The sequence below is a fragment of the Fulvivirga sp. AWR4_260 genome (assembly GCF_056158185.1).
Map to the genome: position 1 here is coordinate 832567 of NZ_JBSWSU010000015.1, position 13734 is coordinate 846300.

14 protein-coding genes are annotated in these 13734 nt (G+C 38.1%); 9 read left to right on the top strand and 5 right to left on the bottom strand.

Annotated elements, in window-relative coordinates:
* Window positions 1–77 precede the first annotated feature (77 nt).
* The 6 genes from rsmA (at window position 78) to ACXACQ_RS10065 (ending at window position 5091) form a co-directional block, all read left to right on the top strand.
* Window positions 78–863, top strand: coding sequence for a 16S rRNA (adenine(1518)-N(6)/adenine(1519)-N(6))-dimethyltransferase RsmA (gene rsmA, locus ACXACQ_RS10040; protein WP_474975808.1), 786 nt, complete (start codon window positions 78–80; stop codon window positions 861–863).
* Window positions 841–2199 carry a magnesium transporter gene (mgtE, locus tag ACXACQ_RS10045; protein ID WP_474975809.1) on the top strand — a complete coding sequence of 453 codons (1359 nt, stop codon included), beginning with the start codon at window positions 841–843 and terminating at the stop codon, window positions 2197–2199. The genes rsmA and mgtE overlap by 23 nt, the downstream gene beginning before the upstream one ends.
* A gap of 9 nt (window positions 2200–2208) precedes the next feature.
* Window positions 2209–3144, top strand: coding sequence for an NAD(P)-dependent oxidoreductase (locus ACXACQ_RS10050; RefSeq protein WP_474975810.1), 936 nt, complete (start codon window positions 2209–2211; stop codon window positions 3142–3144).
* A gap of 109 nt (window positions 3145–3253) precedes the next feature.
* On the top strand, window positions 3254–4093 hold the full coding sequence (locus ACXACQ_RS10055; protein WP_474975811.1) for a pentapeptide repeat-containing protein: 840 nt from the start codon (window positions 3254–3256) through the stop codon (window positions 4091–4093).
* Window positions 4094–4223: 130 nt separating this feature from the next.
* Window positions 4224–4697 carry a transcription elongation factor GreA gene (gene greA / locus ACXACQ_RS10060; protein ID WP_474975812.1) on the top strand — a complete coding sequence of 158 codons (474 nt, stop codon included), beginning with the start codon at window positions 4224–4226 and terminating at the stop codon, window positions 4695–4697.
* A gap of 1 nt (window position 4698) precedes the next feature.
* Window positions 4699–5091: an HIT family protein gene (locus ACXACQ_RS10065; protein WP_474975813.1), complete on the top strand. Its 393-nt coding sequence runs from the start codon at window positions 4699–4701 to the stop codon at window positions 5089–5091.
* 3 nt (window positions 5092–5094) lie between these two features.
* Here the strand turns inward: ACXACQ_RS10065 and ACXACQ_RS10070 are convergent, their stop codons facing one another.
* From ACXACQ_RS10070 to ACXACQ_RS10085, 4 genes are read right to left on the bottom strand one after another with little or no spacing between them, the layout of a single operon-like run.
* Window positions 5095–6150 carry an NAD(P)H-dependent glycerol-3-phosphate dehydrogenase gene (locus tag ACXACQ_RS10070; RefSeq protein ID WP_474975814.1) on the bottom strand — a complete coding sequence of 352 codons (1056 nt, stop codon included), beginning with the start codon at window positions 6148–6150 and terminating at the stop codon, window positions 5095–5097.
* A complete protein-coding gene (locus ACXACQ_RS10075; RefSeq protein ID WP_474975815.1) occupies window positions 6128–7813 on the bottom strand; it encodes a 1-acyl-sn-glycerol-3-phosphate acyltransferase in 1686 nt (561 codons plus the stop codon). Before ACXACQ_RS10075 ends, ACXACQ_RS10070 begins: the two co-directional genes overlap by 23 nt.
* Before the next feature lie 50 nt (window positions 7814–7863).
* Window positions 7864–8550, bottom strand: a complete 687-nt coding sequence (locus tag ACXACQ_RS10080) for a hypothetical protein (RefSeq protein WP_474975816.1) — start codon at window positions 8548–8550, stop codon at window positions 7864–7866.
* Complete coding sequence (locus ACXACQ_RS10085) at window positions 8551–8793, bottom strand: hypothetical protein (RefSeq protein ID WP_474975817.1); 243 nt, start codon at window positions 8791–8793, stop codon at window positions 8551–8553.
* A 185-nt stretch (window positions 8794–8978) separates the two neighbouring features.
* On the opposite strand from ACXACQ_RS10085, the gene ACXACQ_RS10090 reads away from it, so the two are divergent.
* From ACXACQ_RS10090 to fabD, 3 genes are all read left to right on the top strand, one after another.
* Entirely contained in the window at window positions 8979–11819 is a 2841-nt protein-coding gene (locus tag ACXACQ_RS10090) for a T9SS type B sorting domain-containing protein (RefSeq protein WP_474975818.1), read from the top strand.
* Window position 11820: 1 nt separating this feature from the next.
* Window positions 11821–12237 (top strand): thiol-disulfide oxidoreductase DCC family protein, encoded by a 417-nt coding sequence (locus ACXACQ_RS10095; protein ID WP_474975819.1) that lies wholly within the window; start codon window positions 11821–11823, stop codon window positions 12235–12237.
* Between the two features lie 116 nt (window positions 12238–12353).
* Window positions 12354–13229, top strand: coding sequence for an ACP S-malonyltransferase (gene fabD / locus ACXACQ_RS10100; protein WP_474975820.1), 876 nt, complete (start codon window positions 12354–12356; stop codon window positions 13227–13229).
* Here fabD and folK read toward each other — a convergent pair.
* Window positions 13226–13708 (bottom strand): 2-amino-4-hydroxy-6-hydroxymethyldihydropteridine diphosphokinase, encoded by a 483-nt coding sequence (folK, locus tag ACXACQ_RS10105; protein ID WP_474975821.1) that lies wholly within the window; start codon window positions 13706–13708, stop codon window positions 13226–13228. The genes fabD and folK overlap by 4 nt on opposite strands.
* Between the last annotated feature and the right edge of the window lie 26 nt (window positions 13709–13734).

Below are 13734 nucleotides of genomic sequence, written 5' to 3' on the forward strand. Positions count from 1 at the left end.
TTTAAAATTCCGGAATTACCGGTAAAATATCATTTTTGTGGATGCAATTTAAAGCATTTTCTAATTATTGAAAAAACATGGTAAGAGCAAAGAAACATCTTGGGCAACATTTTCTTAAAGAAGAGAATACCGCATACGATATAGTAAAGTTATTAAAAAGGAATGAGGAAGGAGTAAAAATTTTAGAAATAGGTCCCGGGAAAGGTGTTTTTACCCAGTTTTTGTTTGAGATGTATGGCGCCAATACACTGGCTATTGATGTGGATCAAGAATCTGTTAGGCATTTGAAAAAACGTTTTCCTGATTATGAAGAAAATATAATTTTAGGAGATTTTCTTAGAGAAGACCTTAAACATAAGCTTGGAGATAAATATTTAGTAATAGGTAATTTCCCTTATAACATTTCGTCTCAAATTTTTTTTAAAATACTAGAAGATAGAGATGCGGTATTAGAAGTGGCGTGTATTCTTCAGAAGGAAGTAGCCGAAAGGCTGGTGTCACCTCCAGGAAATAAGGCTTATGGTATATTGAGTGTGTTGCTGCAGGCATGGTATGACCTTGAGTATGTTTCAACTTTACCTGCTAGTGCTTTTGAGCCAGCCCCTAAGGTTAGCTCAGGTATAATCAGGTTGAGTCGTAACAATGTTACGGATTTGGGGTGCAGCGAAGAGCTTTTTAAACAAGTGGTGAAACAGGGCTTTCAAAATAGGCGCAAAACGTTGCGTAACGCGCTCAAACCTCTAAATTTGAATGATGAAGTGAAGCAGTTGCCCGTGTTGGACAAGAGGGCTGAGGCCTTGTCAGTAAATGATTTCGTAGAATTAACTAATGCAATAGAAAGTGGAAGAGATAATAGAGTTTGAGTTATCAAATGAGTTTAGGGAGCGCTTTGAATTGGCGCTAGAGGAACATGACGAACGCTTTATTAAAGCTGTTTTGGAAGGGGTTAACCCTGCGGATATTTCCACATTATTGCATGAGTTTGATACAGATCAGTCTAAGTATGTAATTGATTTGCTGCCAGGTGAAATAAGGGCTGATATCATTAATGACTTAGATGAAGATATCAGAGGGCGATTTTTAAAGGTATTTGAGCCTACGGAGATCACCGCAATAGTAACGCATCTGGACTCTGATGATGCTGTGGATATCCTTAATGAATTACCTATCAAGGAGAGGGAAGAGGTAATAGCAAGTCTGGATAACGAAGAGAAGGAAGCTAATATACTTGACCTTTTAAGGTATGATGAGGATGTAGCCGGTGGTTTGATGGCCAAAGAGTTAATTAAGGCTAATCATAACTGGACCGTGGTGCAATGTATAGATGAAATTAGAAGGCAGGCCGAATATGTACAGAAACTTTACTCTGTATATGTAGTAGATGATAATGATATTCTGCTCGGTCGTGTTTCTTTAAAGAAGATCGTATGTGCTGATGACCATACCTATATTGCAGATATTTATGATCCGGGTGTAACCAGTGTAGAGACTTATATGTCAGAAGAGGAAGTGGCTCAGGTGATGCGTAAATACGATTTGGAGGCTGTGCCTGTGGTAGATGTAAGGGGGAAGTTGCTAGGAAGAATTACCATTGATGATGTGGTGGATGTAATTACTGAACTTGCCGAAGAGGAAAGACAAGTGATGTCGGGTATTAGTGAAGATGTAGAAGAGGCGGATAGCGTTTGGATGTTGACTCGAGCCCGATTGCCTTGGCTTATAGTAGGTGTTTGTGGCGGTTTTATTAGTGCCAGACTTATAGGTGTATTTGAAGAAGAATTGACTAGAATTACCGCTATAGCCTTTTTTATACCTTTAATTCAGGCTACTGGCGGCAACGTGGGGATACAGTCGTCATCCATTGTGTTGCAAAGTTTGGCTAATCCATCAGCATTTAACGATAGTTTGCAAAAAAGGCTATTTAAAGTTTTTATGGTGGCAGCATTAAATGGGGCGGTTTTAGCTACATTGGTTTATGGAGGTAACCTGCTTACCGGAGGCACGCCTCAGTTAGCCATGGTGGTGTCATTTGCATTATTCGCAGTGGTTTTGATTGCTTCATTTATTGGGACTATAACTCCTTTATTGCTTAATCATTTTGGTTTTAACCCTGCATTGGCTTCCGGGCCGTTTATTACTACCACTAATGATGTAATGGGGTTAGCAATTTATTTTTATACTGTACATATATTATTGTAGCTTTAAAGAATGAAAGTCCTTATAGTTGATTACATGCATGAAAGCATAGGAGAGTTGATGAGTGGTATTGGCGTAGAGGCAGATTATTCTCCTGAAATTACAAGAGCTGAAATACTTGAGGTTGTTCATAAATATGATGGTCTTGTAATAAGAAGTAAAACCAAAGTAGATAAGCAATTGATCGATAGCGCCACTACTTTAAAGTTTATTGGCAGAGCCGGTGCGGGTATAGATAATTTAGATGTCGATTACTTAGAGGAGAAGGGTATTACTATACTTAATGCGCCTGAGGGTAATAGAAATGCCTTAGGAGAACACTGCTTAGGTTTGTTATTGTCATTATTGAATCACATTCCTAAATCTGATAAGGAAGTGAGAAATGCCGTATGGGATAGGGAAGGTAACAGAGGTTTTGAGTTGGCAGGTAAAACTGTAGGGTTGATAGGGATCGGCCACATGGGGATGTCATTTGCTAAAAAACTTAAGGGCATGGGAGTGCGAATATTGGCTTATGATAAATATAAGTCTGATTTTGCTGATGATAAAATAGAAGAAAGTAGCTTAGATAATATATTTAGTGAGGCAGATATACTAAGTATACATGTGCCACTAACGGACGAAACGCGCTATATGGTAGATGCGGAGTTTATTGATAGTTTTGATAAGCCTATTTTTATATTAAATACATCTAGAGGTGAGGTTTTATCCTTAGCAGCATTGTGCGAGGCGCTGAAGTCGGGAAAAGTGTTAGGTGCTGGGTTAGATGTATTAGAAAATGAAAAACTTGCTACCCTTAGTACTTCTCAAAGAGTCTCTTTTGATTACCTGGCTAATTCTGATAAAACGATATTGACTCCACATGTAGGAGGTTGGTCATTTGAATCTTATGAAAGAATTAATCAAGTGCTAATTGAGAAAATAAGAAAAGAAATATTGTTAACTTAATATAGAATATTACGTGATAGCGGAAATTAAATTGCAGTATATTTTTTAATTTCTAGCTGCTTTTTGTTAATATAGTTCAATATACTCATTTTTTCTAGTCATCCTTACGATGCTTAAAAACCAAAATAAAAAACTCGTAGAATATGTAAACTCAATTCTGGAGAAGCCTTTGTTAACTTCTGCCATAGTATTGGTTTTGCTCTCAATTATTGTTCTCGGGTTAAGTTTAAAGTATTATATCACAGAGTTTCATGCCTTTTTTGGACAGGTATTGGCCGAAGCACACGGAATGCTGTTTGATATAGCCGTAATCGGTATGTTAATATTCTGGTTAAATAAGAATGGAGAGATAAGGCAGAGGATAAGGATGTATAAAGATGAAATTGATGATTTCCGTTTGTGGGAATCTGAGGAGGCAGCTTTTAGAACTGTGGGTAATATAAAGCGATTAAACAGGCATAATATTCATGAGATTAATTTGGTGAACTGCCACTTAGCGAGGACCAACCTTAACTATGTGAATTTGGCAAGCTCTAACTTGAATTCAGCTAATATTTCTAATGCCTATTTAATAGAAACCAACCTAGAAAACACAAGATTAAATCAAACTAATCTTGAAAACTCAAACCTTAATCAGGCAATATTGTTAGGTGCTTATGCCAGTGGCGCTAATTTTAAAGATGCTTATTTGATTAAGGCTCAATTAGAGAATGCCTTCTTAATAAAGACTAATTTTCAAAATGCCTTTTTAATGGAGGCCAATTTAAGGAACTGTTACTTAACGGGGGCTAACTTTGAAAATGCCAGTTTGTATAAGGCAGATCTAAGAGGAGCAAAAGGACTTACCATAGAGCAGCTGACACAGGCAAAAACGCTTTATTTGGCTCAGTTTGACGAAGAAATCTTAAGCCAAATCAAGACCAACATGCCCGAGTTGGTGGGCAAGTAGTTTGTGGGAATGTTTGAACATCTCCAATAATGACTTAACTTTGTGATTAACATAATAGCAATAATTAAATAAAACGGTTTCGTGGTAGAGGCCGTTATTTGTTTTTTATAGAGATAATAAAATATGAAATATGGGACAGGTGGCATACTATACTAAAGAAGGTTTAGATAAGTTAAAGGCTGAACTGAACGATTTGAAGACTAAAGGGAGGGCTGATATTGCAAAACAAATTGCTGAAGCCAGGGATAAAGGTGATTTAAGTGAAAATGCAGAATACGATGCGGCTAAGGATGCTCAAGGACATTTAGAAGCTAAAATTGCTCAATTAGAAGAGGTGGTGGGGAATGCCAGAGTGATAGATGAAAATACAATTGACACTTCGAAAGTATCTATTCTGTCGAAAGTGAAAATCAAAAATAGAAAAAATGGAGCTGTATTTACTTACGCATTGGTTAGTGAGGAAGAGGCAGACCTTAAGGCTAGTAAAATATCTGTTCAATCTCCAATAGGAAAAGGATTACTAGGGAAGAAACCTGGAGAAACGGCTAAAATACAAACTCCTGGTGGGGAAATTGAATTTGAAGTAATTGAAATAGGTGTTTGATATGGCTACTATCTTTACTAAAATAATTAATAGAGAAATCCCAGGACACATAGTGGCTGAGGATGATAATTACATTGCTTTTTTAGACATTAGTCCATTGGTTCATGGTCACTGCTTGGTAGTGCCTAAGCAAGAGGTGGATTATATGTACGACCTCGATGATGAGGTGCTTGCAGGATTGCATGTATTTGCGAAAAAGGTAGCTATTGCTATTAAAAAAGTAGTGCCTTGCATTAGAGTGGGGGTGGCTGTTATTGGCATTGAGGTGCCTCACACGCACGTGCACTTGGTGCCTTTGAACTCTATGGATGATATTAACTTTACCAGACCAAAGATTTCACCTTCTCAAGAAGAGTTAGGAGAAATGGCAGCGAAGATAAAAGCTGCCATGTAATTTTTACAAGAAATCAATGTCTACATTGTAGGGGTAGCGCATAAGCATTTGAAGTGCTTTTTCTGCTGATAACCCTTCAAATAAAACTTCGTAAAGGGCTTCTGTAATGGGGGCCCTTAATTTATTATTGTCAATTAGTTTTTTCATAATACGGATGGTATTCACACCTTCCGCCACTTCTTCTAAGTTGGCCTGAATGTCAGCTAAAGATTCCCCTTGGGCCAATCTCCTTCCCACAGTATGGTTGCGGCTCAATGTACTATTACATGTGGCTACCAAATCTCCAATACCTGCCAGACCTAAGAAAGCATTTACATCACCACCAAGCATTTTGCCTAGATGGATCATCTCAATCATACCGCGGCTAATTAATAGTCCTTTGGCATTTTCCCCTAAGCCTAATCCGCTGAGTGCTCCTGATGCAATAGCAATTATATTTTTTAATACTCCTGCAAGCTCTATCCCTATCAGGTCGCTATTGCCATACACCTGAAACCTCTCGTTTCTGAGTAGCTTTTCCCCTGCTCTGATAACTTCTTTGTAGTGGCTGGCTACAACTGTAGCTGCAGGGTGATTAGCCGCCATTTCTTTTGCTAAGTTAGGCCCTGCTAGGCAGCCTATTCTAAGTACCACGCTCTCATCCATTATCACTTCACTCATGGTTTTAATATGGGCCCTAGAGAGGGCTTCGAAGCTGTCTAGCGTTTCTCCTTTAGGAAGTGAAATATCAAGGCCTTTGGTGCCGTGTATTAGTATGTGATAAGGGTGTAAATATGGAGATAGCTGCTGCATCATACTTCTGAAAGCCGAAGACGGCACTATGGGAAATATAATGTCGCAAGAGTTCGCTAAGTAGCTTAAATCCCCTGTGGGCGTTACATTGGTATGTAGTTTATGTCCACGGTTTTCCTTTTCTTCAGCTATTTTTCTTACCGTTTCGCTGGTACGGGCATATAATAAAACTTCGCTCTTTTCAGCTAAAATATTAGCTATAGCAGAACCGAAGCTGCCAGCACCGATAACTCCTACAGGTTTGTTAGACGTACTTTTCGAGGTCATAGCCATCCATTCTGTTATGGTAATAATATAAAGTATTCAAGTCTTTAGTAATGATATTACCTTCTTTGTTAAACAATAGAGGTCTTTTAGAGTGGTACATGCCTACGTTATCTATGCCTAGTTTTATTACTTGGTCAAGGTCATCTTTTAAATGTGCGGCTATGTTTACCTTTTTGCTCTTTTTTAGTTTAAATACTTGCTCTCTCAATGTTTCAAAAGTGCTTTTAAACTCATTGTAGTCTATGAAAAGCTCTTCCTCGGGAAGTCTAAGAAAATCGTATAAGTCAAGTCTTTTGTATTTCTTTTTCCAAATTTTAAAGGCAGTAAAGGCCACTAAATGACTGGCGAATACCCTGTTTATTCTGTGGAATTCTTTTATTATGATTTGACTCAGTCTTCTGGTGTATTCTTCTTCTCGCTGTTTGTCTATAGTTATTATACCTTCTGATGTGAAGTAATCTTTCGTATCTATAAACCTGCCTTGCTTGTCTATGCTGCGCCCTTGGTTGTCTACATAATTACCAAGAAGATCCATGCCCCTACCAATAGAGACTGAAATGTCAGAGCCTTTTGTGAAGAATTTGATCAGAAATTTGATCATCTTATAGGAGGTGGAATAAGCATCATTTTCAATGTAATACTTTTCTCCTCCTTGTCGCTCAAGGTGTTCGTGTATTAAAGCCGGAGCTTCTAATACAAAGTTGTAATTAAGGGTGACGGGTACTATGAATATCTTTTTGGGGTTGCCTTCAGAGCTGTTCATAAACATGCTTCGCTGAGCTTCCATAGCAGTACCCAATAGCCCAAGCTTCAGGTTCGTTTCTATTTTCCCTGATCGGGATCGTGTTCCTCCAGGGAAAAATAGGCTATGCGCACCTTCTTGAATAGCCAAATTGGAGTATGCCTTAAGTGTTTCAATGTAGATGAAGTTTTTCTTTCTTCTATCTACTTTGTAAGCCCCTAGGCTGTTCATGAAATAGGCGAAAATCTTTATGTTAAAGAGATTGAGTCCTGCTCCATAAATAAACGCTGGAAGCCCTAAGATATGAATGATCCAGCCTATGAGTACCGAGTCGAGATTACTGAAGTGTGTAGGTACCATCACTACAGTGCCTATTTTTGCAAGCTTTCTAAGCTGCTTGGCTTTGCCAGTAATTTGTATTTTATCTCTTAGGGTATATTGGTTTCTAAAAAAGGCACCAAAACGCTTTACTCTCGTAGCGTTAAGTAATCTTGCAAAACCAAATTTAACTAGTTCTCTGGCGAGCTTATACCTGCTCTTTTTGAAATTACCAGCTATTTCACTCGCATATCTTCTAATGATTCTGCGAAGAATTTCCTCTTCCTCTTCCTTTGATTCATCTTCGCCAGAAATAGTCAATAAATCATTTTTTACTTTACTCCAAAACTTATGCTCGTCTTGGGGGTCAACGCGCCAAGGGTTTTGTTTAATCCTCAGTCTTTCCAGATAAAGCGTGTTTTCAAGCTCATCTCTTAGCTCTTGCTTACCAGGATTTGCCTCTATTACTTTTTGAAGAGTCTCTTCAGTAACCTTTTCTATAAACTTCTTCCTGTTTTTGCTAAGCTGTACCACAGGCCAGTGCTTAGTGCCAGGGAGAATAGGTTTGTAAGATTTATTTTTTGAATTGCCTTTAGGCTTCATTACAGCTTTTTTGTGAACCTCAAATATACTAGAAACCACTTATTTCTACCTTATACCTCTTCGATATATTGAGTAGGAATGTTACTGGTGATAACAGGTATGCGGTTGTTTTTGTTGTGATCCTCTTGAAACGAGATGTTTATTCGGTGTTCGGTAGGGCGAATGCTCAGTAGCTTGTCTTTAGCGCTTAAGGTTAAGCCAAATCGTTCACTAGAATTATAAAGTCGGGTAGGTTGGGTGATTTTTAATAGTCCTTTTTCCTTGGCCAATCGCCATTCCTCAATAGGGCAGATGAAATAGAATACATTGAACATCTCTTGGTCTGATTGGAATTTTTTAACGTATTGTGTAAAGGCTATAAGGTTTGCAGATGGCTTTTTGATAAAGAAATCATATTCTTTAACGTGTGTTTTTACAGTAAATGTATGAGATCCTTCCCATCCCAAATAAAATAAAGAGCCTCCCAAGATAAGGAGACTGTAAAGCAGCCAAGGGGAATATAAATGGTTTAGAAGAGCGTGTAAGCTCAAGGGAGCAATGATGCCGCCTATTACCAAAGGAAGAAGTATGAATTTGTGTTGTAAAGTAATGTCTTGAATGATTTCAAGAGGGAAATTACTGAAATGTTTTTTCTGTTTAACGAAGAGGCTTTCATTGGATACAAAACATGCATTGTTATTGTCTCCATCCTTTTTGAAGTAGCATACGGCTAATATAGACTGTCCGTCAATTTGCATTTATAAAATTGAACTCATTGATTTTCGTAGTGCCAAATGCATTTGCATGAAGTTGTTTTTTACAGCCTCCAAAAAATCATCATTTACAATTTCTTTAAGCTCATCTTCGCTGGTAAGGTCAAGCTCATTTATCTTGTAGGATTGCTCTAATGCACCTTGCTCAAATTTCAATATATATTTTTCATTCCACTGAAACACAGTGATTTTAAAATCTTTATTGGGGATTTCACCAATTACACGCATTCTTATGAATCTTTAAAATAAAGGTTTACGTTCTGGAGTTATATACTTACCATTGTGTAAGTGTATTAACTATGTAGATGTTACAAATATTGCAACATATTAGTTAAATTTAATGTTTATCAATCATAACTTTCAATAATTCTTAAATCTCTGTGGGTAGGCGTAATTTTTCTTATTTAATTATTTTGGCAGCAGTTTGCTTTTCGTTAACTGCAGGTATATTTAATTATGCCTCTGCCACTCATTTGCGTGCGGGTGAAATTACAGTAGAAAGAAAGGACTGCTCATCTCGTACATTTATTATTACCATACGCGTGTATACAGATACTCAGTCTGATGTGAAATTTGGTGAGGGCTTGTTAGATTTTGGAGATGGCACAGATCCTTATCAATTGCCGCAAATAGAGAATACCGGTACTGGCCTTGGTGATGATGTAGGGGTTGCTGAGTTTACAATAGAGCATGCTTATAATTCTCCTGGTAGGTACACTATTTCATATGCCGAGCCCAACAGAAATGAAGGCATTTTGAACATAGATAATTCTGTAAATACTCCGTTCTGTGTGCAAACGCAAATCTTAATAGACCCGTCTTCTGGGTGTGATAATTCTCCTGTATTATTAATACCGCCTATTGATAAAGCCTGTTCAGGTATTGCATTTTATCATAATCCTGGTGCTTACGATCCTGATGGTGATAGTTTGGCTTACGAAATAGTGACGCCAAAAAGAGATCTAGGTGTAGACGTATCTGGTTACAGACCGGTTAACGACCAAGGTTTGTATAGTAATTATAATCAAGGAAACCAAGATGAGGATGGACCTCCTACATTTACTATAGATCCATTTACTGGAGAGTTAGAGTGGGATGCACCTGGTTTTGTGGGAGAGTACAATGTGGCCTTTATTGTAAAAGAGTATAGAATGATTTATGGCGAGTGGAAGCTTTTAGGTTACGTTACTCGTGATATGCAGATTATTGTGGAGGACTGCCAAAATGAACCTCCTGTTTTGCAAGTGCCTGGTGACTTGTGTGTAGTTGCGGGTGAAACGGTAGATGAAAATATAACAGGGAGCGATCCTGATGGTGATCCCGTAAAAATTGAGGTTTTTTCGGAGTTATTCCCTAATGATAATATTACTTTAAACCCTTCTGGAGCTCCTTTTGAGGCTTCGCCAGCTAATTTAAATTTCAATTGGTTGACAGAATGCCTAGATATTAGAGAAGAACCTTATCAGTTAGTATTTAAGATAACAGATAATCCGCCTGATTTAATTGTAGGTGGAGTGAGGCACCCACAACCAAAATTAGTGGATTTTGCCACATGGAAGATAAGAGTTATTGGCCCAGCACCTGAACTAACTACCTTAAGTCAAACAGACCAGAGTATAGTTGTTAATTGGAACTCGTACTTCTGTGATATTAATGCTGATAGTATTCAGGTGTGGCGAAAAGTGGACAGTAATAATTATACGCCAGACGAGTGTGAAACAGGTATGCGTGAAAGTAGTGGGTATGAATTGATAAATACCGTTTCTGTTGATGCTACTTCTTATCTTGATAATGATTTAGACCCGGGAGCAAAATATTGTTATCGGTTAGTGGCTAGCTTTCCGCAGCCATATGGCGGTGAAAGCATAGTGTCTAATGAAGTATGCGCAGAACCTGTTTTGGCTACAGCCCCTATTATTACGAAAGTTAGTGTAATAAGAACCGATGAAACCCAAGGTCAAATTACTTTAGAGTGGAGAGAGCCATTTGATTTAGGAACTATAACGCCTCCATTAACCTACAAGGTTTATCGTTATGAAGGGCTGTCAGGACAAGATAATGAAGTGGTGATTACTGATAATTTCCAAGTGAACAATTTGGGCGAAGTAGCATCACTAACAGATACAGATATAAATACAACTGAACTGCCTTACCATTATGTGGTGGCACTGATTGACGGTGCTGATGAAATTAGCTCTGCGCCAGCTTCATCTGTGAGATTGGAGTCTGAACCTCAATTTGAGCAAATTCAGCTCACTTGGGATGCGGTTGTGCCTTGGTCCAATACAGTGGTGTCACCACCAGAAGATAGTAAACATTTGATTTATAGGGGTAGTGAAGGCGATACGGAAGAAGAGTTGGAGTTGATTGATGAAGTAGATGTTACGCAGTATGGTTATGTATATGTAGATAGTGGGCAGTATAACAATACTCCATTGAGAGATGATCAGTTGTATTGCTACAGAGTTCTTACAAAAGGCACTTATGGAAACCCTGATATCGCTTCTCCATTAGAAAATTACTCGCAAATAGTATGTGCTCAACCCAGCGATACTGTTCCTCCTTGTGCACCTTCTTTAAGCATTCTTACTCCTTCGTGTGAAGAAGTAATGGCTGCTAATAAGTGTAATTTTAGTGATTTTAATAATGAATTGTCATGGGAGCGTGGAGGAGACTGTGCTAATGATGTAAGGGTTTATCAGGTTTACTACGCAGAAACTACAGAGGCGGAGTTTGAGTTGATAGCAGAATTGAATGCTACTACTTTCCTGCATGACAGATTGAGTTCTTTTAAAGGATGTTATAAAGTACGAGCCATTGATAGGTCGGGTAATGTAGGTGAGTTTAGTGAAACCATATGTAGAGATAATTGTCCTAATTATTTGCTGCCGAATGTATTTACGCCTAACAATGATGGTTGTAATGATGTATTTAGTGCATATGGGCAAGAGGTAGCAGTAGATGAGGGTGGAGAATCTGGTGGATGTGGAGCTGTTTTAGCGGTAGGTGAATGCGCTAGGTTCGTGAAAACGGTTCACTTTACAGTGTATAACAGGTGGGGCGGAAGAGTCTATGAGTATGAAGGTCAGTTTGGATCTGAAAATGGTATTTATATCAATTGGGATGGTCATGACGATAATGGCACCGTGGTGGCATCTGGAGTTTACTATTATTTAGCCGAGGTGGAGTATGACGTAGTAGATCCATCTCAAGCAAATAAAAAGTTAAAAGGCTGGATTCATATTTTGCGATAAATTGCAGACTGAGAATAAAAATATTGTGTTTTTCGATGGTGTATGTAATCTCTGTAATGGTGCAGTGAATTACATCATCGACAAAGATGTTAACAAGAAATTTAAGTTTGCATCATTACAATCACCGGTTACAAAGCAGATACTTAAAGGTCACTCATTTAACCCCGATCATTTAGAAAGTATGGCCTTGCTTAGCAGTGAAGGCCATTTTTACACTAAAAGCAGTGCTGCGTTATATGCCGCTAAGCAGTTGGGAGGTTTTACTTCTATGCTGTTTGTTTTCATAATAATACCCAAATTCTTAAGAGATGCCGTATACGATTTAGTGGCTAAAAATCGTTATCGTTGGTTTGGTAAGAAAAACCAATGCAGAGTGCCTACCCCCGATCTTAGGAAGAGATTCTTGGACGCTTATTGAATATATAATTTTGTTTATGTTACTTTTGTGGCCAATTTTTTAAATATCACTTTAACCTTTATTAACTTTTATATAACAATAGAGGTTAAGTGTATGATGACTAAAAAACAAAACTTATGAAGGCATATGTTTTTCCCGGACAGGGATCACAATTTTCTGGTATGGGTAAAGATTTGTACCAGTCTAATGAGCTTGCAAAGAAAAGGTTTGAAGAAGCAAATGATATTTTAGGTTTTAAAATTACCGATATCATGTTTGAGGGAAGTGCGGAAGATTTAAAACAAACCAAAGTAACGCAGCCGGCCATTTTTTTACATTCTGTAATTCTTTCAGAGACTATCGCAGATTTTAAACCTGCCATGGTTGCAGGTCATTCTTTAGGTGAATTTTCAGCATTGGTAGCCAATAAATGTTTGGCTTTTGAAGATGCTCTTGTTTTAGTGTCTAAAAGAGCTTTAGCCATGCAAAAAGCATGTGAAGTAAATCCTTCAACTATGGCTGCTGTATTAGCTTTAGATGATGCTAAAGTAGAAGAGATATGTGCCGCTATCGATGGTGTAGTAGTGGCAGCTAATTACAACTGTCCTGGGCAATTAGTAATTTCTGGTAGTAACGAAGCCATTGCTGAAGCATGTGAGAAAATGAAGGAAGCTGGTGCAAGAAGAGCATTGCCATTGCCAGTCGGAGGAGCTTTCCACTCTCCTTTGATGGAGCCTGCTAAAGTAGAGTTAGAGGCAGCAATCAAAGCTACTAAATTCTCTGATCCTATTTGCCCTGTTTACCAAAACGTAAACGGGATGCCTGCTACTAATGTGGAAGAAATTAAAACTAACTTAATAGCACAATTAACTGCGCCAGTTAGATGGACTCAGTCAGTGCAGAAAATGGTAGAAGATGGTGCTTCTGAGTTTGTGGAGTGTGGTCCTGGTAAAGTATTGCAAGGATTAGTTAAGAAAATATCTGCTGAAAGTGCAGTTAGCGGAGTAGCTTAAACTCTGTTAACGGGTAGCGGATCAGTACAATCAATATATAGCTCTTGGTTAGATTTGTTCAATATTGGATGAATGTAATCAGGAGCTATTTCATTTAAAGGGCATAGTGTAAACTTCCTTTCAGGTATGCCTGGGTGTGGAATGCTCAAGTTAGGCGTGTCTATGATTTGATTGTTATAGTATAGAATATCTATGTCTATCGTGCGGGTGCCCCATTTTTCTATTCTTACTCTCCCTAGCTGTGCTTCAATTTTATTGATGCATGCCAGTAAATCTTCTGGCGATAATGTGGAGCTAATCACTAATACCTGATTATAAAATGAGGGTTGATCTTCTTTGCCCCATGCAGCAGTTTCGTATATAGATGACTGATTGGTGATAACGCCAGCTTTTTGGCTAATCGCTTCTGTTGCTTGCTGAAGCATTAATTCTTTATCACCTAAATTCGAACCTAAGAGTAAATATATTCCTTCTATCATAAATCTGCTCAAAAATAAAAATCGCT

Coding starts and splice junctions, on each gene's coding strand:
- ACXACQ_RS10065 (WP_474975813.1), top strand. CDS start 4,699: ATGGCTACTATCTTTACTAAAATAATTAATAGAGAAATCCCAGGACAC.
- ACXACQ_RS10085 (WP_474975817.1), bottom strand. CDS start 8,793: ATGCGTGTAATTGGTGAAATCCCCAATAAAGATTTTAAAATCACTGTG.
- ACXACQ_RS10070 (WP_474975814.1), bottom strand. CDS start 6,150: ATGACCTCGAAAAGTACGTCTAACAAACCTGTAGGAGTTATCGGTGCT.
- ACXACQ_RS10055 (WP_474975811.1), top strand. CDS start 3,254: ATGCTTAAAAACCAAAATAAAAAACTCGTAGAATATGTAAACTCAATT.
- ACXACQ_RS10050 (WP_474975810.1), top strand. CDS start 2,209: ATGAAAGTCCTTATAGTTGATTACATGCATGAAAGCATAGGAGAGTTG.
- ACXACQ_RS10075 (WP_474975815.1), bottom strand. CDS start 7,813: ATGAAGCCTAAAGGCAATTCAAAAAATAAATCTTACAAACCTATTCTC.
- folK (WP_474975821.1), bottom strand. CDS start 13,708: ATGATAGAAGGAATATATTTACTCTTAGGTTCGAATTTAGGTGATAAA.
- rsmA (WP_474975808.1), top strand. CDS start 78: ATGGTAAGAGCAAAGAAACATCTTGGGCAACATTTTCTTAAAGAAGAG.
- greA (WP_474975812.1), top strand. CDS start 4,224: ATGGGACAGGTGGCATACTATACTAAAGAAGGTTTAGATAAGTTAAAG.
- fabD (WP_474975820.1), top strand. CDS start 12,354: ATGAAGGCATATGTTTTTCCCGGACAGGGATCACAATTTTCTGGTATG.
- ACXACQ_RS10080 (WP_474975816.1), bottom strand. CDS start 8,550: ATGCAAATTGACGGACAGTCTATATTAGCCGTATGCTACTTCAAAAAG.